Here is a 20,936-nt window from a genome sequence, read left to right as displayed (position 1 = left end):
TCACACCCCCTTGAAACCCAGCTTTATCCTGTGCACTATCATCTCGGCCTTCTCTAAGAGCTCCTCGGGAACGTCGAGGCCGTTCTCAAGGCGGAGCCCGAGCTGCTCCCTCAGCCTCAGGAGCTCCTCCCTCGTCTCGCCCCTCGCGTAGTGAACCAGGTCGTCGGCGTATTTCAGCGCGTTAACGAGGTCGTTGAGCTTCAGGTACAGGAGGAACAGCTCCCCGGCGTAGTAGGCGCTCCTCGACAGGTCGTTGAGCGAAACGCTCCTGCTGAGGTTCTCGCGGTAGCTGGTGCCGAGGAACTCCGCGATGTCCCTCTGGAGCTCCTCCACCGACTGGTAGCGCTCCTCCTTGTTCTTCGCCAGGCACTTCATCACGACCTGCTCAAGGGGCTTGGCCTCTGGATTGAGCCGGCCCGGCGGAACCGGCTCCTCAAGGGTTATCTTTGACGCCACCTCCACGAAGTCCTCACCCTCGAAGGGCGGTCTCCCCGTAAGGAGCTCGTAGAGAACCGCCCCTATCTGCCAGACGTCGGTTCTCTCATCGGTTCCCCCAAAGCGGGAGCTTATCTGCTCGGGGGCAGCGTAGAGAGGGGTGAAGCTTACCGTATGGGTCGTCCTGCTCTCCTTGAGGAGCTTGCTCAGCCCCCAGTCGCTCACCTTCGCCCGGCCGTTCTTCAGGAGGATGTTGCTCGGCTTGAGGTCGCGGTGGATGACGCCCTTCGAGTGGGCGTACTTTATTCCCTCGGCGACGTCGAAGACTATCTTCGCGGCCCTCACCGGGCTCACGGGCTTCCTGAGCTTTGCGAGAGAGCCCTCGCAGTACTCCATCTCAAGGTACGGGACGGGGAAGATGTTGTAGTCGTAGAGCTCGACTATGTTGGGGTGGCTGAGGAGCGACCAGTTCCTGACCTCCCTGAGGAACGCTTTGCCTCCCTCCTCGGTCAGGCTGAGCGGGACCTTGAGGGCAACAACTGTCCCGTCCTTTCTCTCCGCCCTGTAAACTCTCGCAAAGCCGCCCTCGCCGATGGGCTCGACCTTCCTATACCTCGCGAAGAGCTCCTCCAGGGGGGTGCGGGGGGCATCTTCGACGGAAGCCCGACCGCTTCCGGCGGGGACCGGAACCGGAGTGCCGGTTCTCGCCTCGCTCTTCGGCCTCTCGATTACCTCTGTGTCCACCTTCACCTTGGCGCTCACCATGCCGGAGCGGACCGCGACCTTGGCGCTGACCTTTCCTGGACCTCTGGGGACGGCCGTTACGGTCTGCGAGACGTACTCACCGGGTTTAACGCCCCTGAAATAGACCCTGGTGGAACTGAGATCGAAGTACCTGGCCAGGCCGCTGAGGTCTATCTCGACGTTTATGACCCCGTGAAGCAGGTTCCTGAAGCCCACCCTGACCGGGACTTCCTCCCCGGCGTGAAGCCTCGGCGGGAGCTCGACTATGAGCGACTTCCTGAGGAGCTCCTTCATGTCCTCCCTGGGGACGGGTGGAGCGGGCGGAACCGGATGGGAGTACCGCCTCTTGTACTTCTTGGACTTCGAAACGTCCTTGAGTATATGCTTGATGAAGTGTCCTATCCACATGGCTATCACGATGAATATTATGAACCCGGCCGCCCTCCCGAAGATGACGGAGATTATGACTATAACTATAAAGAGCTTGACAACACTCTCTATAATGTCGTCGTCCATGAACCAGTGCCCCATGTGCACGCTTATCCCTCCATTCCCGCTGAGACAGGCAGTTCCGGCGGTCATTTAACCCTTTCTGGTGCTGTTTTGAAAGCTCGCACGGAGCAGGTTTTCACTCATGGAAAATACCGGGGAAAGATTCGTGTCGGAGTGCAGGTCACTCCGTGACGGCCTCCCCGGCTTTTTCTTCCTCGTCATCCTCCCGCTCCTTCGTCACCTTCTCGGCGGCCTTTTCCGGCTCCAGCTCGCCCTCCTTAACGGCCTGTATTGTCCTCATTATCTCGGCCAGCTCCTCGTCCTCCTCGAACTCAACCCCTGCCCCAAGGGCCTGGTCGGTGTAGCCGAGCATGGTGTTGAGGTTCTCGTTGAGGTTCTGGGCGTCGAGCTGCATGCTGACGAGGTGCTTCTCAAGCTCTTCCGGCGACATCTTCCTGAGGATTTCCCACGTTGGTGTGCCCTTCAGTATGGCCTCGTTCTCCTTGATTATCAGCAGGTTCGCCACGAGCATGAGCTGTTTGTTGAGCTGGGCGTGCGTGTTCTGGAGGCTCTGCTTTTTCCGGTTCAGCGTCTTAATCTTGGTCGCTATGGTGAGCTCCTCGCTCTTGCTCCTCGCCTCCTTTGCCCTCTGGAACAGCGCCGCTATCTGGGCGTCAATCTCGGCTATCTCGTCCTCTACCTTCCTTATCTGCATGTCGAGCTTGATCTGGTTCTCCCTGAGCTGGTCTATGGGGATGTCCAGCGGGTTCTTCCTTCCAAAAAACCTTGAAAGGAGCCCCATCACAGCTCCTCCTCCGCGTCCTTCTCAAGCTTCGGCGAGGCTATCTTTTCCGTCACTTCCTCAACGTCCGCCTCCCCTGTCTCGACCCTGGCCCAGGCCTCCATGAGCTCCCTCTCGGTCTGGTCTTCCGTTCCCTCAAACTCGGCTATGTCCATCTCGAAGACCCTGTTCAGGTTCTCGACCATCTCGTCGAACTCCCTGCCATCGAGGCTCACCTTGACGAGCACGCTCTCAAGCTGCTCCGGCTCGACCTTGGAGAGCTTGTCCCAGAGGCCTATCTTCCTCAGCTCCTTCTCGTACTTCTTGACGACTATCAGGTTCTTGACGAAGGTGTACTGCTTCTGGGCCGTGGTGAAGTCCCTCAGCCTGAGCTTCTGCTCCATGTCGAGGCTCTTGATCTCCTGGGCGAGCATCTTCTTCTTGAGCACGTCCGCCCCTATACCCTCCTGAAAGAGCTGCTTCTTCTTTTTCTCGATGCGCTTGATTTCCTTCTTCGTCCTCTCAAGCCTGTTCCTCAGGCGTATCTCCTCCTCCTGAAGCTCCCTCAGCGAGAGCTTTTCGATCGGGTTCTTCCTAAACCTGTCAAATATTCCCATCTCAACCACCTCACTTCCTTATCAGCACAAGACCGAATCCGTCTATGTATTTCACCAGGTTGCCGTCGCGGCCGATTTCATAGAACGCCCGCCTCACGTATTCCTCCTCACCGCAGTCGAGGCACTCGCTGAGCGGCAGGTAGTCCCTGCCCTCAAGCTTTTTCCTCACGCACTCCCTGACCTTCGCGTACACTTCCTCGTCGAGCTCCAGGCGCACCAGCGGCGCTAAAGCCCTAGCGTAGCGGTCGTTGGGGTTGTGGATTACCTCTCCCGTCTCCGTGTCGAGGAGTATGAGCGAGACGTTCTCGGAGTAGAAGTTCCTGTGGAAGTCCTCCGATGAGACGTACCTCCTCACCCTCTCCTCGAAGCCGAGGGGGGATGCTATAACCAGCACCGTCCTGGCGTCCCCCTTCGAGTCCCTCGCATCGATGAGGTGCACGTTTATCTCCGCCAGGGTGAGGGGGTCGGTGTCAAGGCCCAGCTCCGCTAGCCTCTCGACCCTCGTCAGGTACAGGCCCCTGATGAGTATCCGCTCCTTTCTTCCGAGGAGCTTCTTCTCCTTCAGGGTTACCTCGACGTACCTGTTTTCCGGCAGGTTCTTGAGGGACCTCTCGTCAAGCTCTCCCGCGAACCTCGACGTGTCCTCGCCCTTCCCCTCTTCAACGCTCTCAACGGAGTAGGTTTTGCCGAGGAGCCTCACATCTCCAGCAAATTTGCTCTTCATCCTGCCCACGAAGTTCAGCTCGCCTATCCTCGCCTCGTCCCTGAGAACAAGGCGGGAGCCCTTCTCAACCTTGCCCGACATCGCGAGGATTTCCTCTATCCTGCTCTTCAGGATGTCCTCCTTCTCGGACAGCTCAAGCTCCCTCTTCCTCAGCTCCATCTCCTTCTCCCTGAGCTCAAGCTCCCTCCTCCTTAGCCTTTCCTCAAGGAGCTTCGCCTCGCGCAGTGCCTCCCCCCTGGCCTTTGCAAGCTCTTCCTCCAGCTTTTTCTTCAGCTCCTCGTCTTTGAGCTCAAGGAGTCTCTTCTCAAGCTCGGCCTTTTCCCTTTCGAACCTCTCGACCAACTCCTCCCTCTCCCTGCGGAGCCTCCCAATCTCCTCAAGGCTCGATGACCTGAGCTCGGCCTCAAGCCTCTCGCGCTCCTCCTCGAAGAACGCCACCATCTCGGCTATCCTCTTCTTCAGCTCTCCAACTTTGGCCTCGTAGCTCTCCCTGACGGCCTCGACTTCCTCCGCCTTTTCCCTCTCCCACTCCTCCATGAGCGTCCTGAACCAGCCGTATTTGCTCGCCTCGTTTATGGCGGCATCGATTTTCTCGCGGTAGCCCTTCCACGTCCTCTTGAGGTAATATCGGAGAGGAAGCTTTATCTCAGGGTCTTCGAGCTGCTCTTCTATCCACCTGTCCATGCCGAGGTAGTAGGTCTTGAGGAGTTGCACCGTCTCCGGCTCCCTGCGGTAGAGCTTTCCGAGTATGTCCTCCTTCGTCGTTATCTCGAAGACGTTGTACTTCAGTATCTCGTCTATCAGACCTATCTCGCGTTCTGAGAAGCGTTTTTCTGCAGGTGGAAAGTCCTCGGCCTTCTTCCAGAAGCTCCACGCGAGTATAGCGAGAGCCGCCTCGAACTTCGATCTGAACGCCGCGTCAAGGTCCCTCAGGAAGTCCCCGCACTCGCCTTCGAGATAGCGCGAGTACGAGTCCTGAATCCTCTCCCACAGGCCCTTCCGGGTCTCGAAGTCCTCAACGGTGATGTCCCTGCCCTGGCGCAGAACCCTCTCCGCCGGCCTGAGCAGATTTCTCACGCACTCCGGGTTCCCCTCGTTGAACACGACCATGGTATCACCTCACAGCAGAAGGGAGAGCTCCCTCTCCAGTTTTTTGGCCAGGTCATCAATGGCACTCCCGTAGCCTTCAATCCCTATGACAACCCACGTCCCTTCCCCCGTTTTCTCCACGGAGGTCTCTATCTCCATCCTCCCCTTCTTGGTGTACGCCCTGTACCGGGAGACGTTCCCCTCAGAGGAGACGTAGTATGCACCGAATTTCGAGAGGACGTACTTCAGAAGCTTCTGAACCACCACGGGTTCTTCCTGAGCCAGGTACTCAATCTCCCTCCTGTTGGGTGCGACCTTCGAGCCTATGTCCTCTGGCTCCACGCGGTAAACCCTAACCTTCCCCTCCGTCGGGGGGTCGAGCTTCGAGAGAAGCTCCTCCGCGAAGCCCTCAACATCGCCGGATTCCATTATGAAGGATATCCCCCTTACCTTTGAAATCCTGGCGCGGTTTGACCACTTATCCAGCAGGTATTCAACGCGCTTTCGCTCCGCGTCGTTCTCGTAACCAACTATGAACAGGTGCGGCATGACGGTTCACCTCCACTCCCACTCACCTACGGTAGTGCTGGGGTTTTGGAGTATATAACATTTTCGGCATTTTGGAGAAAAGAGTGACATGTCCAAATTTTCCATTTTGTAAAATTTGGGAGAAAAGAGATCAAACCCTCTCAACGACGCCCTTCAGTATCTCCTCGACCTTTCCGGCGACTTCGAGGAGTTCGTCGTTCCCAGTTATGCTCATAGCCTTCGTCGGGAGCAGGAGGCTCACGTGGGTCTTCCCTTCCTTAACGTAGACCACGAGGTTGCAGGGCAGGAAGGTGCCGCTGTTAATGTCTATGCCTATCAGCTCGCTTGAATAGTCCGGGTTGCAGGCCCCGAGGATGACGTAGGGCTCCATCTCAAGGCCGAGCTTCTCCTTGAAAAGCCGGTCAACCCTGACCTCGCTGAGGACGCCAAAGCCCTCCTTCTTCAGCTCCTCCTTGACCTTTGCCACAGTCTCGTCGAAGCCTGTCTCAACAGCCTTGACGTAGGTGTACTCCTTCTGGGGCTCCTCCACTCCGTGCATCCCGTGCTTTCCGCCCATGCCCTTCATGCCCTTACCGTGGCCCTTGCAGCCACCCTTCATCTTTCCTTTGCCCTTCATTCCCTTCATGCTACCTTTCATTCCTTCCATCTTGCCCTTTCCGTGCATGCCTTTCATTCCACCTTTTTCCATCTCATCCATCTCACCGTTCATTTTGAATCACCTTTTCCTTTGTCAATGTCTTTTTAATTTGAAGCGTTAATAGGATTATTATGGACAAAATGATAACTAACAGCCTCAAGAATTTCCAATATTAAAGAGTGCTCATCTCAACGCCTTATAAAGTGCCTTCAAAAGGAGAACAATGGCGATTCCAGAGGTTGCCAGCGCCACGGGGATGTTGACCTCAAACCACATGTCCCTCAGAGCGGTGTATACCGGGAGAGCGGCAGCCGGCATGAGGAGGAGCATGGCATACATGCCCCCATTTAACCTCCAATGGCCGGAGAAAAAGTTCTTCCCTTCGAGCCTCCGCAGGGCATAGAGGGCAATCCCTACGAGAGGGGGTAGAAGGAGGATTGAAAATGGGACAGCCAGGGCTGTAAATACTCCGAAAAACAGCAGAACGGCGGCAAATGCTCCGATTTCAAACTTTCTGGGTTCAAAGTTTCCGGGGGCCGAGGCATTGAGAACCGCGTATGCTGCCATCAAAATGATGGTCGAGAGGAACGCATAGGCCGCAAAATCCCGGAGACTCACCGCGTAGCCGTCCTCAAGCTTCCAGTAGGAAGCCCAGAATCCCCAGAAGATTCCGAGGAGAATGAAGAAGAGGGCCGCTTTTTTGCCCTCCCATTCGCCCAGAGCCTTTTCCGCCAGATAGACCCCGGCGAGAACAGAGATGAGGGCGTGCCAGGCTAAGGGCGTCCAGACGATGCCGAAGGGAAAGCCCGTGTAAACGGTTTGAACAACGACGCCCTCAACGAGCCAGCCAAAGACCGCGCCAGTGAGGAAAACCGAGCAAACGTCACCCACCCGAAACCGGTTCACCATGAGGAGCACAAAGAAGGCCAGAACTGAATAGATTAACCACGTTATCACAAACTCAGGGACAGTATCTTCCGGCCTCCACCTCCCCCAGAACATCGTCTCCGAGTAGAAGAAGAGTATATAGCCGAGGGAAAGCGTGGACATGAGCCTTCTAACGAGTGCCCTATCCACGGTCCTTCCTCCCGGGTTTCAACGCGATGACGGTTTCAACGGGAAGCCCGAAAATCCGCCCTTTCTCCTCGTGCACCACCACAAAGCCAGCAACCTTCACGACCTCAGAGAGATAGATCGGCCGGCAGTCCAGGTACCGGGGAAACCTCTCGTGAAGCCATTCGTAGAGCCCCACGACCAGCCCTTCACCCTTTGACATACTCACCACACCAAACCTTCCGCCAGACTTTAGAACCCTTTTAACCTCACCGAGCACTTTCGGAATCTCGGGCGTATCAAAGAGCTCAAGGGTGAAGCTCATAAAGACGGCATCAAACTTGTTATCCTCATAAGGCAATTTTGAGGCATCTCCACAGTACAGCTCGACCCTATCCAACAGCCCGGCTTTCCGGAGCCTCCTTTTGCTGACCTCCATCATCCCCGGAGAGATATCAACACCGTAGACCTTTCCCTCCTCCCCCACAAGCTCGGCCATCTTCACCAGGGCATGGCCCGTTCCAAAGCCTATCTCCAGAACCGTTTCTCCGGTTTTGATGCTGAGGAGCTCCAGCACCCTATCCCTGTATTTTCCCTCGGGAAAAGCAAATAAATCGTAGAATCTGCTGATTCTGTCGTAGAGCTTCTTTGCCTCCTCCTGAGTCCGGCACACCCGCGATACTTTTGAATCCATCCGATCCGCCCGATGGAGTTTTGTTCAAGGAATTATTTATGGGTTGCCGCTTCCGTGAGCGGCTGAAAACGAGGTTCACCTCCTCGCCCGCCAGTACGCCAGCACGAGCACCAGCACAAGCCCAGCAAAGAGCATCAAGTAAAACTCCAGAGACCCCACCTGGCTGGAAACCGGACAGGCCGGTAGCTCTGTTTCAAGGCCCCTCGTGAAATCCAGCCTCCAAAGGGAGCTCCCATCGTAGTAAAGCACGGTAACATTCCCCCAGTCAAGGGGGACGAAGGGGTTTTGGGGCCGGATGTATATGAGGGCCCCTTTTTCCAGGAAGACGGCACGCAGGGTTGTGTTGCTCGGGAGATGGAGAGTTATGTTGTCGGGGACTTTAATTGTGTAGGACACTCTGCCGTTCGAGACGTGGAGCGTTGAGCCGTTGATACTGACCGGGTACGAGGGAGAGGCTATGGAGACGTTGCCGCAGGGACACAGCTCATCTTTGATTTCCCCGGGAATTATGACGTCTCTTATCAGGCAGGGGCCCCGCGGGTCTATGGCCCTTCCGTCGCTCAAATACCACAGTCCCCTGTAGAATGTATAAAAGAGTTCCTCCGCCCCGGTGGTGCTGCCAAGGTAGTAAAGCCGCCCATCCCTGAAGTAGAAGTAGTACTCTCCAACCATGCTCGGGGTGGGTATCCCCTGCATTCCAGGGCCCAGCGCGTCCCAGGAGAGGGTTATTATCGCGTCGTCGTTTCCGACTTTAATAAAGGGAGCAAAACTGCAGTACTCGGTGGGGCCGAGAACAGGATGCAGACCGCAGAGGGACTCGGCCGCCGAGACAAATGGCAATGAGAGGAGCAGCAGAGTTAACAACAGGAGGGAGAGCCTGGAGATAGTGCACCACCGGTATCCCCTATTCACGGAAATATAAAAACATTCTGAATGGAACACAGGGCAAAATTATGACAAAACATACAAGAATGGATAGACACTACTTACTTCGGCTTAAAAATGAAAAGGAAGATATCACCTCAGAATCCTCATCGCGTTGAAGACCGCTATGAGGGCGACGCCGACGTCGGCGAAGACGGCCTCCCACATCGTCGCTTCGCCGAGGATTCCAAGGCTTATGAAGGCCAGCTTGACGCCGAGGGCAAGGATGATGTTCTGCCAGACGATCCTCTGCGTCCTGCGGGCTATTCTTATGCCCCTCGGCAGTTTGGACGGCTTGTCGTCCATTATGACGACGTCTGCAGTCTCTATTGCCGCATCGCTTCCTAGAGCCCCCATCGCAACGCCCACGTCTGCCCTGGCGAGCACCGGCGCATCGTTTATCCCGTCCCCAACGAAGACGACCTTCCCGTCGCCCTTCTCCTTCTCCAGTTCCTCGATGACCCTCACCTTGTCCTCCGGGAGCAGTTCAGCGTAGAAGCCGTCGAGGCCGATCTGCCTTGCTATCTCCTCAGCGACGTCCCTGCTGTCGCCGGTAACCATGACGACCTTCTTGATGCCGAGGCGCTTGAGCTCCTTCACCGCTATGGGCGCGTCCTCCTTTATCTCGTCGGAGATTATTATGTATCCCGCGTACTTTCCGTTGATGACCACGTGAGCGACAGTGCCTTTAACCCGGCAGGTGTCGTGCTCGACCTCAAAGCGGTGCAGCAGCCTGTCGTTGCCTACCATTACCTCGACGCCATCTATTCTCGCCCTGACACCATGGCCGGCTATTTCCTCGTACTCCTTGATCTCAGCCTCGTTGATCTCCTTTCCGTAGGCGTCCCTTATGGCCTTGGCTATCGGGTGGTTCGAGTGCGCCTCGGCCAGTGCCGCGAGCCTTATGATTTCCTCCTCGGTGTAGCCGTTCCTCGTTTCGACCTTCGTCACCTTGAAGACGCCCTTGGTCAGCGTCCCCGTCTTGTCGAAGGCGACTATGCTTGCATCTTTGAGGGCATCCAGGTAGTTGGAGCCCTTGACGAGAATTCCCTCCCTTGCAGACCTCCCTATGCCGCCGAAGTAGCCGAGGGGGATTGAGAGCACTAGAGCACAGGGGCACGAGATGACGAGTATCACCAGCGCCCTGTAGACCCAGGGGGTGAACGGGTCGCCGGTCACGAGCGGCGGGACGAGGGCTATCAGAGCCGCTATTCCGACCACAGCGGGGGTGTAGTAGTGGGCGAAGCGTGTTATGAACTTCTCGGTCTTGGCCTTCCTCGCACTCGCGTTCTCGACGAGCTCAAGGATTCTCGATATCGTTGACTCGCTCAGCCCCTTGGTTACCCTGACCTTGAGAAGCCCGGAGAGGTTGACCATGCCGGAGAGGATCTCCTCGCCCTCCTTAACCGTCCGCGGAACGCTCTCACCGGTCAGCGCGGAGGTGTCAACGGTTGAAGTGCCTTCGATGACAACACCATCAACAGGAACCCTTTCACCGGGCTTGATTATTATGATGTCCCCTACCTTAAGCTCCTCCGGCTTGACTTGGATGACCTCACCGTTCCTGAGCAGGTTGGCGTACTCCGCCTTGAGCGCCAGAAGGGCCTTTATCGAGCGCCTCGACCTGTCAACCGCCATGTCCTGGAAGAACTCTCCGACGACGTAGAACAGCATGACCGCTACTCCCTCGGGATACTCCCTGATGAGGAAAGCTCCGATGGTGGCAACCGCTATGAGAAAGTTCTCGTCGAAGACGTTGCCGTGAAGGGAGTTGACCGCCGCACTCCGCAGGACTCTCCAGCCGGAGATGATGTAGCTCGCCAGGAAGATTCCGAACACGAAGGCGTCGTCTATGCCGTAGTAGTAGCGCATCACGATACCAACCGTAAAGAGAACCAGCGAGAGGCCGATGTAATAGACCGTCTTCCAGTAATCCCCCTCACCATGCCCGTGGCTGTGGTCGTGTCCGTGCTCGTGTCCGTGACCGTGCTCCTCCTCAACCACCTCAACATCCGGCTCAACTTTCTTGATTATCTCCTTGGCCTTCTCGATGTCTCCCTCTATAACAGCCTCCTTCGTGGCGAAGTTGACCACCGCGAACTCAAAGCCCTCCTTCTTGAGGGCCTCCTCTATCTCATAGGCGCAGCTCGCGCAGTCGAGGCCTTCAAGCTTGAGCTTCTGGGGCATCACTTCACCTCCGAGAGGTGCACCATGGCAACCCTTAGTATCTCCTTGATGTGCTCGTCGTCGAGGCGGTAGAAGACGTTCTTGCCGTCCTTGCGGTAGGCAACTATCTTCCTGTCCTTGAGGATGCGGAGCTGGTGGGAGATTGCCGAGACGGAGAGCTTGGTTATCGCCGAGAGGTCGCAGGTGCAGAGCTCCCCGGCCTCCATGAGTGCCAGCAGGATTTTAAGCCTCGTCGGGTTGCCGAGGGCGTCAAAAAAATCCGCTACCTCCAATACGGTCTCCTCCTCCGGGATTTTTGACTGTGCCTCCAGGATTTTATCCAGATGTTCCTCGTACACCTTACACACTTCCGTCATCACAAATCACCTCTACATTTGAGCAGTTGTGCAAATGTTTTATAAACTTTCCCATTTCGAAAACGATCGAAAGGTCAGAGCAGGAATATCAGAATCGAAATCACCAATGCCGCAAGGAAGTAGGGAATGGAAAATCTGTGGAAGTCCCTCATGCCAATTCCTGAAATGCGGAGGGCTATGAGGTTTGCGAGGGAGCCGGTTATTATCCCGGTGCCCCCGAGGTTCACCCCGAGGGCAAGGGGAAGCCAGTCAGGTCTTGGGCCAAGGAAAACCACCGTCGCCGGGACGTTGCTGATAAGCTGGCTCAGGCCGGCCGATGCCAGGAACAGCGCCAGCCCATCCGAGGGGAGTGCATGTCCAGAGATCAAACGTGCAACCTCTCCAAAGTCGGCGAAGATGAATGCAAAAGTCAGAACCAGCGCCCAGTCAAAGCCCAGCAGGGCCTCTCTTCCAAAGGCCAGCAGAACTGCCAGCGTCAGGGGGAGCGTCCAGATGGAGTTCCCGGTTTCCGCCAGGGCCACGTCGGTTGTCAACAACAGGAACGAAGTCAAAAGCAGCCTCCGGTTAATCGCCACTGGGGGCAGTTTTTCAAGAGACAACGACTTTTCCCCTGTGGCCATGGTGAAGAGCAGGAGGAGGGCGAGCCAGATGAGGACGAAGGGGAGCATTGCCCAGGTGAACTCCACGAAGGAGAGTCCGTAGGTGTTCCAGATTATGATGTTCTGGGGGTTTCCTATCGGCGTCAGCGCCGAGCCGACGTTTGCCGCTATGGCCGAAAGCGTGACGGCGCGGGCGGTGTCTATCCCGGAGAGCCGTGAGGTAATTATGACCAGCGGGATGAAAACAAGCATCGCCATGTCGTTCATTATCACCGCCGAGGAGAGGGCGATGGCGGGCATGAGGAGAAACATCAGCCGCCTTTCCGAACCTCCTGAGAGGTCTATGAGCACCAGAGAGAGCCGGGTGAACGCCCCGGACAGCTCAAGACCCTTCGAGACCAGTATGAGGGACGTTATCAACGCCAGGCTCCTCCAGTCGATGAGGCGGGGCGTTCTGATGAGCAGAAGGCTGTCGTTGATAAACAGGACTAGGTAAAGGGCGATTAGAGCCGTTAGGAACCATTCTCGCCTTGCGAAGCGTTTCAGCCTCTCAAATGCCGTGTCTCCTAACCTCCTCTGTAAGGGCGTAATCCGGAACGAGCTCCTTCCCATCGGCAGAGACGCGAACGTGGAGGACCACAAAGCTTTTCCAAGCGACCGGGACGACCCAGCAGTTTTCCGGCTCTCTAAACTCCGCACCCTCAAGGACGTGGAGCTCCCGGAGGACTTCCTCGGCTCCCTCCCTCACTCCTGCCGGGTCGACTTCACCCAAATACACTCCGGGCAGTCCCTTCGGGAGGGGGGTTTTAGTTTCGGGGTTGTAATGGAGCCTGTCTATGGCGAAGCTCAGGTACATCACGGGGACGTCAACGTGAACGCCCCCCGGTGCGCGGTGGACTATCGGCACCCCAACCGTGAGGAAGGGCAGGGCGTGTTTTACTGTCTCTATAGCCTTTTCAGCCGTTTCGGGGGCGAGTTCCTTCCAGACGTCTGGTCTCCCCCTTATCGGTGGTGGAAGGGGCGGCATGGTACGACCTCCTCGATGAAACACACCTGTACACCACTGATATAAAAAAAAGGCCGTATAACTTTTTGGGAGCTCAGCCGTCCCTCGAATAAGAACTGAGGAACCTCCAGATTAACTCGTTGGCGTCAATGTCCCCGCTGGTCTTTCCGATAATGCTCCTGGGGAGGTACTGATAGCCGCCCGGCCACGTGTGGCCGCCGCCCTCGATACCGTATAACACGACTTCGGCCCCACCGCTGCAGTTTGAGTACCTCTCAATCCAGACCCGCGTTCCGTCTTCGGGATCTGCGTCCGGAAGGTACTCCCGCCCGTGCCTTACGGTGCAGCCGTTTCTGTCTGCCCAGTACTCAACAGTCTTTTCAACGGAGACCACCCGTCCAAGCTTAACCGGCCCGAAGTGGAGTTCGCCGCCGTCCCAGGGAACTATCGGGTCGTCCTTTCCGAGGATTATCATGATGGGAACCTGTGTCCGCGGGGAGCAGCTGTCGTACAGGTTCTCCGACATGGAGACACCAACAACCGCCACCGCCGCCAGCCTCTCGGGAATCTCGCAGGCCAGCCGATAGGTCATCAGCCCACCGTTTGACATTCCTGTGACATAAACCCTGCTCCCGTTCACGCCGTATTCCCTCACGAACAGGTCGATGAGTGCGGATATGAACGCAACGTCGTCTATGTTCTCCCGCTGGGCACGGTAGCGCGAGAGGTTCCGGCCGTCGTTCCAGTGCCCCTCCACGCCGTCAGGATACACCACAACGAAGCGCTCCCCCTCTGCCAGGACGTTGAGGCCGCCCCTCGTGAGGCGCTCCATGTCAAACCCGCTCCCACCCCCGCCGTGGAGGGCTATCAGAAGGGGAAGGTGCTCGTCCTCAGAAAAATTCCGGGGAAGATGGACTATGTACGTCCTCTTCAATCCGTCGACGACCATCTCCCCCCTGAGATCGCCAGGATACATGCGCTCCGTTTTCCAGACTCGCAGGTACACAACAGAGCCTGCAAGAAGAGCCGCCAGAACGATGAGTACGAGAGTCCTTCCCTTTGCTCCCACCATTGATATTCCTCGGACATATGTAGTATCAGCCGGTATAAGAGTCTTCCGCGGGACGCTCAGCGGAGATCAGGTAGACGCCGGCGAGCATTAGAACCCCGAAGAGCGCCTTCAGCGGGGTGAAGCCCTCGCCCAGAACCAAAAACGCGACGAACGCTCCCACCAGGGTCGAGGTAGAAAAAATCGCCCCGGTTCTCATGGCGCCAATTTCCCTGAGCGCAAAAAGGTAGAGTACGAGGGAAAACCCGATGCTAAGCGAGCCGACCGTTAGGATGTAGGGCATACTTTGAGCTGGAATCGTGAGGGGGACTCCGAGGAGCGCGGAAAGCGAGAGGAGGGAAGTTCCTCCGAGAATGCCTTTGAGAGAGGTAACAAGGAGCAAATCACGGTTGAGGCTCAGGAACCTGCTCAGGTTGTTGTCGATGGCCCAGCAGAGGCCGGCGAGCACAACAAGGAGGTTGCCCCAGGGGTTCCCCATCAGCGCCACGGAACCCATGTTCTCTGTCGAAACAACGAGGGCACCGGCAATAATCAGGGCAATCCCGACCATACCGCGCCGGGAAATCCTCTCCCTGAAGACCGCGGCGGCCATGAGGACCGTGAAGAGGGTTTCGGTGTTGAGGAGGAGGGAGGCGTTGACCGCAGAGGTTCTCTCCAGTCCGAACATGAAGAGGAGGGGCGCCATAAACGAGCCAAAGAGAACTATCAGGCCAAGCAGACCCACGTCCCTACGGGAGAACCCCTCCCGGGTCTTCACGCGGAACTCCAGCGTGCTCAGGAGCCTCTCCTTCAGAGGGGTGAAGCGCAGAGCCATCAGTACCACTCCGGCCGTGAGGTACACGCTCCCGGCGACCACCACGGGGTGAACGTCCCTGAGGGCTATCTTGTTGAGGGTCGAACTCAGCCCAAAAAGAAACGCCGCAAGAAGGGCCCCGACGTAGCCGTGGTGGTGGGTCATATATTACTGTCTGGAAAAGAGCTTTATAAGGTTGATTCACACGAAAAGAAAGAAGATAACACCGAATCGCACGAAAAGCCAGTCATTCGCACGAAAACAAAATGAAAAACATCAGTGGTGGCAACCGCCCCGGCGGTGCCCCATGCCGTGCCCGTGGCGGGAGTGGTGGGAGTGCCCCATGCCCTCCATTCCGATGTACTTCTCCGGGTTCGCCTCGAACTCCGCCTTGCACCCAGGGGAGCAGAAGTAGTAGACCTTCCCGCCGTACTCGACCCTGAGCCCGGTGTTCTCGTCAACTTCCATCCCGCAGACGGGGTCAATCGGCATTCAGGCCACCTCCACTTCGTAGCCGTACCTTTCAATGGCCTTGATTATCTCCTCCAGGCGGACTTTTCCGGGGTCGAACTCGACCACAGCCTTCTTTTCCTCAAGGCTGACTTCGCCCTTTGCTCCAACGCTCTCTATCGCCTTGGTTATTCTCATAACACAGTGCTTGCAGCTCATGTTCGGTATCTTCAACACGACTTCGGTCATTTGCATCACCGATAGAAGCTAAGGGGGAAAGCTTATGGGGCTTATCGTTGCCAGAATGGAAACCGGAAACCGAACGTATAAACAAAAGTGAAAATTAAAGGGAGTCTATGATCCCCTTCACCTGCTCCTCCATGGGCCTCATCAGCTCGACGACCCTCTCGCCGGCTATTTTCCAGGCAACGCTCGGAAGGGTAACGCCAAGGTAGTTCCCCTCCTCCGTGCGGTAGCCGAAGCCCGTGCAGGGAAGCAGTGCCCCGATGTTGGGGTCTATCTTGACCAGCTCCTCGACAAGCTCGCTGTGGCAGATGAACAGCAGGTGGTAGTCCGCTATTATGCCGTTCTCCGTTTCGGTTATGGCGACGGGAATGCGCTCCCCTATGAGGAGGAAACCGGCCTCCTCCAGCCTCTTTTTGAAGCGTTCCCAGAGGAAGTCCAGATCCTCATCAAAGCGCCTAACGTAGTAGAACTCCATCCAATCACCCCCAGCTCGTCCACGTTGTCTCAGCTATTATGCACTTCCCAAAGCTGTACTCAACGCCTTTCTCATCGAGGAACCTGGCAATATCGTCGCTCTCGGCACCGGGCTGGAACCAGAGCCTTTTGAAGCCCGCCTCGACGGCTTCTCTTGCTATGCCCAGCCCCACCGCCGGTGGGACGACAAAGACTATGACGTCCACATCGCCGGGAAGTTCGCGGACACTGCGGTAGCACCTCAGGCCCTCGATCTCCTCATGCTTCGGGTTCACTGGGAGAACCTCGTACCCTTTACCGACGAGGTCTTTCAGAATTATGTTGCCATACTTTGAGGGGTTTGGGCTCGCGCCAACGAGCGCTATTTTCCTGAAATCCCTAACGTTCATTTTTCACACCCAAGAGTGAAATCAATTTCACCCTTTTTATTCATTGCGGGTCAAAAATGAGTAAATCAGACCGCACTCTTCGCGGCCTTTTTCTCCCTGCCCAGCGTGGGTTCCCTGCCGTAGGCCCTGAGCACGAGGTAGAGGGCCGTTATGAGGTATCCAAACTGCACTATCACCCTGCCCCACTCCATGCTCACGGAGTATCCGAAGAGCACCGCAAAGACCGAGCCTACGGTCCCGTTGTGGTGCCAGATGCTCCCGCTCGGAATCCCGAGGTCGTAGGCGGTGCTCGCAAAGACGCCCAGGGAATAGCCCTCCTCTCCGGCCCACTCGATAAGCTCGTGCGTGCCGTAGCCCGCAAGGCCTGCCGCTACGAACACCAGCAGTATCGAGCTGAAGTAGAAGAACTTCCTCAGGTCTATGCGCATTCCAACACCGTATATCAGGTAGGCCAGCACGAGCGCCCCGGCCAGCCCGGCCACGAGACCGAGGAGCGTCCCGGTTAGGTTCTGGGTCATGAAGGGCGTGAGGAAGAGAACCGTCTCAAGCCCCTCCCTGAACACCACGATGAACGTGAACCCTATTAGAGCCAGGGGGGCTATTGATTTGCTCACCTTGCTCTCTATCTCCGCCCTGATGTTCCTTCCCTTGGTGGCCATCCAGTATATCATGCTGGTGAGGACTATCACCGCCAGATAGGAGGCTATTCCCTCGAAGAGCTCCTTCTCAGCCAGGCCCCCGTAGAACTTCAGTATGCCGATTCCAAGGAGGACGCTGACGCCAACTGAAAGGGCAGTTCCTATCCACACGTCCTTTATCTGGTTCGCCCGGTTGGTTCTTCTCAGGTAGGCTATTATTATCGCCACTATTATAGCTGCCTCAAGGGCCTCCCTGAAGGTTATGAGGAAAGCGCCAACGCTCATGGGTTCACCTCCGAATTTCTTAGGTCAGTCTAAAATTCATAGGGCAGCTTATGAGTTTTACCTTTGCCAAATCGAAAATTCGCAAAATAGGCGGGAAGCATCCACAATCCCCAAAAAAATATGCCACGTGTCAAACCGGGAGGGTTCGAAGGGAACACCACTTGATGCGAAAACCAACCGAACTTCTCAAATCTGTGAAAAGGGACGAAAACCTGACTCCATTCTGGCAAAAATATGGGATAAAAATTTACAGAATGGAAAGATCCATCATATCTTCCCAACCAGGTCGAGGCTGACCTCAAGGGCCTCCTTGCCAGGCTCCCAGCTCGCCGGGCAGACCTGGCCTGGGTGCTCACGGACGTACTTGGAAGCCTTAAGCCTCCTGAGGATCTCCTTCGCGCTCCTTCCTATGCTGAGGTCGTGAAGCTCCATGTGGACAACCTTTCCGTCGGGGTCTATTATGAAGGTGGCCCTCCACGAGACCCCCTCGTCCTCGATATATGTGCCAAAGAGGCGGCATATCTTTCCTGCCGGGTCGGCCAGCATCGGGTACTTTATCTTCTTTATCGCGGGGGAAGTGTCGTGCCAGGCCTTGTGGACGTAGGCAGTATCGGTAGAAACGCTGAGAATTTCAGCCCCTTCCTTCTTGAACTCCTCGTAGTAGTCGGCCAGCTCCTCAAGCTCCGTCGGGCAGACGAAAGTGAAGTCAGCCGGGTAAAAGGCAATAACAACCCACTTGCCCCTGTAGTCCGAAAGCCTGACCTTTCCGATGTCGTCCTTCTCCGGAAGGTACGCATCGGCCTCAAAGTCCGGAACGATTTCTCCAACCTTCACCATGGGATTCACCTCGGCATTATGTTGGCGACCCTAATTTATATAGGTTTGCCTAACAAAGTGAAAAGTTCCAGAATCGAAAGCATTTCATTTTGAAGGACAAATTTAAATATCTTAAAAGCGAACCAATCTGGGTGATGGCATGAAGGTAAAGGTAATTCTCGGAACGGCAAGGGAGGGCAGGAAGAGCGAGAGGGTAGCGAAGTACCTCGCGAAGAAGGCCGAGGAACTCGGCTGGGAGGCCGAGCTTATAGACGTTAAGGACTACCTCCTCTGCTACACCCACCGCTGGAAGGTGACGCCCGAGATGGAGAGGTACAGAGCCAAGATCCTCGAGGCGGACGCCCTCGTCATAGTCGCCCCCGAGTACAACGGGAGCTACCCGGGCGAGCTTAAGATACTCCTTGACACGATATACGACGAGTACGAGGCCCTGCCCCTCGGCATCGCCACCGTATCCAGCGTCACCGGCGGGGTCAGGCTCCTCATGGAGCTCAGAACGGCCGCGGTGAACTACCGGATGTTTCCCGTTGGGCAGGTGCTCTTCTACAACGTGGACGATATCTTTGAGGGCGAAGAGCTGAGGGACGAGAAGTACGAAGAGAGGGTTGATCGGCTTTTCAGGACGCTTGAAAAGTATGCGAAGGCGCTGAAGCCGATAAGGGAGGAAGTGAGGGAAAAGCTGAGGGAGAAGACAGAGGGGGTTTAGCACCTATCCTCTCTTCCCATCCAGCCCCATGAAGTAGACCGTCGCGGGACAGCCGCTGCACTTCTTGCCGTAGAGGTAGCAGTCGGCGCAGACCTTTCCGCAGGGGGCCCTCTCCCTGACCGGGTCGAGCTTGAAGTCCACGAACTCGGGATAAGCCGGCGAAGAGCCTATGGAGACGTCCATCTCCTTAACGGCCTCAAGGGGACGTATTGTGTTCTCTATCGTGGCCTCAAGGACGGAGTGGTTCTCCGCTATGAGAGCCAGGTTGAGGTTGTACTTTCCCGTGGTGGCCGCCACAAAGACCGTCCTCGGACACTTCGCAAAAACGTCCGCCAGCTTCTCCGCCTCGTCCATGCTCCTCACGCGCAGATTAACGACGGCAGAGACGAAGTTCCTCTTCTTTATGTTGAGTAGGGCCTGAACCCTCACGTCACCGCGCTTCTCCAGCCGTTCAAGCCTCTCCCTCGCCGAGGGGTGGCTTATCCCCAATTTTCTGGCTATCTCGCTCACCTTCCTCCTCCCATTCTCCCGTAGCATGCGATATATCTTCAGGTCGCGTTCGTCCATAAAATCACCTTCATTTTGAAGGTTTTTACCTTTAATTTCCTGGGAAATTAATATAACTCTTTCGAAATTTCTAGAAAACTGAGGTGATTTCAATGGAGAGGAACGAGGGGACCCTCGACAGGATTTTGAGGATAGTTATAGGAATAGCACTTCTCGGAGTCTGGGCGGGCATGAACGTGCCCTACGAGACCGTGCTTTTGATAGTCGGGCTGATTGCACTGGTGACCGGACTTACCGGCTTCTGTGCAATTTATAAGCTCCTCGGCATAAGTACCTGCAAAGAGTGCTGAGGTGGAAGGGTGAAGCGGGTAACCAAAGTGCTCATAGCCTCCGGGGAGCTGCTGATAGCGGCCAGCCTGGCACTGATGGTAACCGGCCTGGCAATGAATGACCCGGCGTCAACCCTTGGGTCGCTGATGAGCTATGAAACGGCCAGGAGAGTCCACACCATAGCGTCGTACCTCTTCATCCCCCTCTTCTACGTCCACGCGACGGCAGGCATCTACATAGCCTTCGGGAGGTTCGAGAGCCTGAAAAGGCCGGAAGTCAGAAGGGCAGTGCTCTCCACCTGGACCCTCGGGATTGCAGTACTGATCCTCCTGGCGATCGTGTCCCCGGGGAGCATCTTCAGGACTTCGAGCGTCTCAGCCACTCCCGTGCTGACCCTTGCCGAGGTGGCAAAGCACAATTCCTCAAGCGACTGCTGGGTCATCGTCGAGGACAGGGCTTATAACGTCACCTCGCTGATAGACACGCACCCCGGCGGCAGGGAGGCGATACTGAAATACTGCGGCACGAACGCCACCGAGGTCTTTTTCCTTGAACACAACCAGAACGACTACGAAGTTCTCCAAGCATACTACATAGGGAGGATCGGAGAGCCTCTCAACACAACAAAAAACCGGTAGGGAGATACCCCTAATTTTTTCAACCGGTTCCGGGGGATTCTCCTCCGGAAAAGACCCAAACTCTGACCGTTCTGTCGGCCAGAACCGCCGTCTGGCGGAGCGCCACCGTCCCGTCGGTGTTGAAAATCTTGAACGCCACTATTCTCGCTTCTTTCCCGGTCTGCGGGTTCCTGCCGGTGATGACCTCGATGAAGGCTCTGTTGAGGTAGCTCGGGGCCAGCCTCTCGCCCTCGCTTATCCCGGATTCGTTGATCAGGATGTTCACGTTGCCCTTTGAGTCCGAAACCACGAACACCATCACCTCGGCGGAGTAGTCTTTGACCCCTTCTGCCGGAATGGGGATGAACGGCCCGGTGCCGAAGTCGGTGACGTTGATGCTCTTCGGGGCAGGAACCTCGTCAAAGGGCTCGCTCCCAAAGGTCTCCCTGAAGATGCCGTTCAAAAGGGGGCTTACTGTGCACGAGCAGGCCTCTGCCGGCGTGCTCATCGAGGCTTCGGCGAAAGTTACCGCGTTCTGGAATGCATCCAGTGCCCTCTTTGCGTCCCTGGTCTCGACCTTCGTTCCGCCCATCCTGACGTTTATGTTGACGAGCTGCTCGGCGAGCTGCTTGAGATCTGCCTTCATGACGAAGGTCTGCACCGTGTACTGGCCGGGCATCAGGTAGAGCTCCTCCACCGGAGCTGGGT

At 56.4% G+C, this 20,936-nt stretch carries 26 protein-coding genes; 3 read left to right on the top strand and 23 right to left on the bottom strand.

The window, feature by feature from the left end; genetic code table 11:
• From F7C11_RS07220 to F7C11_RS07120, 21 genes are all read right to left on the bottom strand, one after another.
• Entirely contained in the window at positions 1–1,761 is a 1,761-nt protein-coding gene (locus tag F7C11_RS07220; RefSeq protein WP_297092406.1) for a serine/threonine-protein kinase, read from the bottom strand.
• A 91-nt stretch (positions 1,762–1,852) separates the two neighbouring features.
• Positions 1,853–2,473, bottom strand: coding sequence for a hypothetical protein (locus F7C11_RS07215; RefSeq protein ID WP_297092403.1), 621 nt, complete (start codon positions 2,471–2,473; stop codon positions 1,853–1,855).
• Positions 2,473–3,069 carry a chromosome assembly protein gene (locus F7C11_RS07210; protein ID WP_297092402.1) on the bottom strand — a complete coding sequence of 199 codons (597 nt, stop codon included), beginning with the start codon at positions 3,067–3,069 and terminating at the stop codon, positions 2,473–2,475. Before F7C11_RS07210 ends, F7C11_RS07215 begins: the two co-directional genes overlap by 1 nt.
• Positions 3,070–3,079: 10 nt before the next feature.
• Positions 3,080–4,903, bottom strand: a complete 1,824-nt coding sequence (locus F7C11_RS07205; protein ID WP_297092398.1) for a hypothetical protein — start codon at positions 4,901–4,903, stop codon at positions 3,080–3,082.
• A gap of 9 nt (positions 4,904–4,912) precedes the next feature.
• On the bottom strand, positions 4,913–5,431 hold the full coding sequence (locus F7C11_RS07200) for a hypothetical protein (RefSeq protein WP_297092396.1): 519 nt from the start codon (positions 5,429–5,431) through the stop codon (positions 4,913–4,915).
• A 130-nt stretch (positions 5,432–5,561) separates the two neighbouring features.
• Positions 5,562–6,140: a DUF302 domain-containing protein gene (locus tag F7C11_RS07195; RefSeq protein ID WP_297092395.1), complete on the bottom strand. Its 579-nt coding sequence runs from the start codon at positions 6,138–6,140 to the stop codon at positions 5,562–5,564.
• Between the two features lie 111 nt (positions 6,141–6,251).
• On the bottom strand, positions 6,252–7,145 hold the full coding sequence (locus tag F7C11_RS07190) for a hypothetical protein (RefSeq protein WP_297092394.1): 894 nt from the start codon (positions 7,143–7,145) through the stop codon (positions 6,252–6,254).
• Positions 7,138–7,815 carry a class I SAM-dependent methyltransferase gene (locus tag F7C11_RS07185; protein ID WP_297092393.1) on the bottom strand — a complete coding sequence of 226 codons (678 nt, stop codon included), beginning with the start codon at positions 7,813–7,815 and terminating at the stop codon, positions 7,138–7,140. The genes F7C11_RS07190 and F7C11_RS07185 overlap by 8 nt, the downstream gene beginning before the upstream one ends.
• Positions 7,816–7,890: 75 nt before the next feature.
• A complete protein-coding gene (locus tag F7C11_RS07180; protein ID WP_297092392.1) occupies positions 7,891–8,727 on the bottom strand; it encodes a hypothetical protein in 837 nt (278 codons plus the stop codon).
• Between the two features lie 105 nt (positions 8,728–8,832).
• Positions 8,833–10,926 carry a heavy metal translocating P-type ATPase gene (locus F7C11_RS07175; protein WP_297092391.1) on the bottom strand — a complete coding sequence of 698 codons (2,094 nt, stop codon included), beginning with the start codon at positions 10,924–10,926 and terminating at the stop codon, positions 8,833–8,835.
• Positions 10,926–11,282: a helix-turn-helix transcriptional regulator gene (locus tag F7C11_RS07170; protein ID WP_297092390.1), complete on the bottom strand. Its 357-nt coding sequence runs from the start codon at positions 11,280–11,282 to the stop codon at positions 10,926–10,928. The genes F7C11_RS07175 and F7C11_RS07170 overlap by 1 nt, the downstream gene beginning before the upstream one ends.
• 74 nt (positions 11,283–11,356) lie before the next feature.
• On the bottom strand, positions 11,357–12,493 hold the full coding sequence (locus F7C11_RS07165) for an SLC13 family permease (protein WP_297092389.1): 1,137 nt from the start codon (positions 12,491–12,493) through the stop codon (positions 11,357–11,359).
• Positions 12,432–12,908, bottom strand: coding sequence for a hypothetical protein (locus F7C11_RS07160; RefSeq protein ID WP_297092388.1), 477 nt, complete (start codon positions 12,906–12,908; stop codon positions 12,432–12,434). Before F7C11_RS07160 ends, F7C11_RS07165 begins: the two co-directional genes overlap by 62 nt.
• Before the next feature lie 73 nt (positions 12,909–12,981).
• Positions 12,982–13,959, bottom strand: a complete 978-nt coding sequence (locus F7C11_RS07155; protein ID WP_297092387.1) for a PHB depolymerase family esterase — start codon at positions 13,957–13,959, stop codon at positions 12,982–12,984.
• 25 nt (positions 13,960–13,984) lie between these two features.
• On the bottom strand, positions 13,985–14,914 hold the full coding sequence (locus F7C11_RS07150; protein WP_297092386.1) for a DMT family transporter: 930 nt from the start codon (positions 14,912–14,914) through the stop codon (positions 13,985–13,987).
• A gap of 111 nt (positions 14,915–15,025) precedes the next feature.
• Positions 15,026–15,241 (bottom strand): YHS domain-containing protein, encoded by a 216-nt coding sequence (locus F7C11_RS07145; protein WP_297092384.1) that lies wholly within the window; start codon positions 15,239–15,241, stop codon positions 15,026–15,028.
• On the bottom strand, positions 15,242–15,448 hold the full coding sequence (locus F7C11_RS07140; protein WP_297092496.1) for a heavy-metal-associated domain-containing protein: 207 nt from the start codon (positions 15,446–15,448) through the stop codon (positions 15,242–15,244).
• A 94-nt stretch (positions 15,449–15,542) separates the two neighbouring features.
• Positions 15,543–15,920, bottom strand: a complete 378-nt coding sequence (locus F7C11_RS07135) for a DUF302 domain-containing protein (protein WP_297092382.1) — start codon at positions 15,918–15,920, stop codon at positions 15,543–15,545.
• Between the two features lie 4 nt (positions 15,921–15,924).
• Positions 15,925–16,308: a CoA-binding protein gene (locus tag F7C11_RS07130; RefSeq protein WP_297092380.1), complete on the bottom strand. Its 384-nt coding sequence runs from the start codon at positions 16,306–16,308 to the stop codon at positions 15,925–15,927.
• 65 nt (positions 16,309–16,373) lie between these two features.
• Complete coding sequence (locus F7C11_RS07125; RefSeq protein WP_297092378.1) at positions 16,374–17,231, bottom strand: FTR1 family protein; 858 nt, start codon at positions 17,229–17,231, stop codon at positions 16,374–16,376.
• Positions 17,232–17,498: 267 nt separating this feature from the next.
• Entirely contained in the window at positions 17,499–18,068 is a 570-nt protein-coding gene (locus F7C11_RS07120; protein WP_297092376.1) for a peroxiredoxin, read from the bottom strand.
• A 139-nt stretch (positions 18,069–18,207) separates the two neighbouring features.
• Here F7C11_RS07120 and F7C11_RS07115 point away from each other — a divergent pair, with 139 nt between their 5' ends.
• The gene (locus tag F7C11_RS07115; RefSeq protein ID WP_297092374.1) at positions 18,208–18,774 is read left to right on the top strand and encodes an NADPH-dependent FMN reductase; all 567 of its coding nucleotides are present in this window, start codon (positions 18,208–18,210) and stop codon (positions 18,772–18,774) included.
• Between the two features lie 3 nt (positions 18,775–18,777).
• Here F7C11_RS07115 and F7C11_RS07110 read toward each other — a convergent pair whose 3' ends face one another.
• Positions 18,778–19,341: an Lrp/AsnC family transcriptional regulator gene (locus F7C11_RS07110; protein ID WP_297092372.1), complete on the bottom strand. Its 564-nt coding sequence runs from the start codon at positions 19,339–19,341 to the stop codon at positions 18,778–18,780.
• A gap of 92 nt (positions 19,342–19,433) precedes the next feature.
• Between F7C11_RS07110 and F7C11_RS07105 the strand changes: the two genes are divergently transcribed.
• On the top strand, positions 19,434–19,631 hold the full coding sequence (locus tag F7C11_RS07105; protein ID WP_297092370.1) for a DUF2892 domain-containing protein: 198 nt from the start codon (positions 19,434–19,436) through the stop codon (positions 19,629–19,631).
• 9 nt (positions 19,632–19,640) lie between these two features.
• Entirely contained in the window at positions 19,641–20,249 is a 609-nt protein-coding gene (locus F7C11_RS07100) for a cytochrome b5 domain-containing protein (protein ID WP_297092368.1), read from the top strand.
• Between the two features lie 19 nt (positions 20,250–20,268).
• Here the strand turns inward: F7C11_RS07100 and F7C11_RS07095 are convergent.
• The coding region (locus F7C11_RS07095) for a hypothetical protein (RefSeq protein WP_297092367.1) at positions 20,269–20,936 on the bottom strand (668 nt) is incomplete at its 5' end.

This window comes from Thermococcus sp. (assembly GCF_015521605.1).
Taxonomy (GTDB): Archaea; Methanobacteriota_B; Thermococci; order Thermococcales; family Thermococcaceae; genus Thermococcus.
The sequence above is the reverse complement of the archived record's forward strand: the minus strand, read 5'-3'. Positions and strand labels throughout refer to the sequence as shown.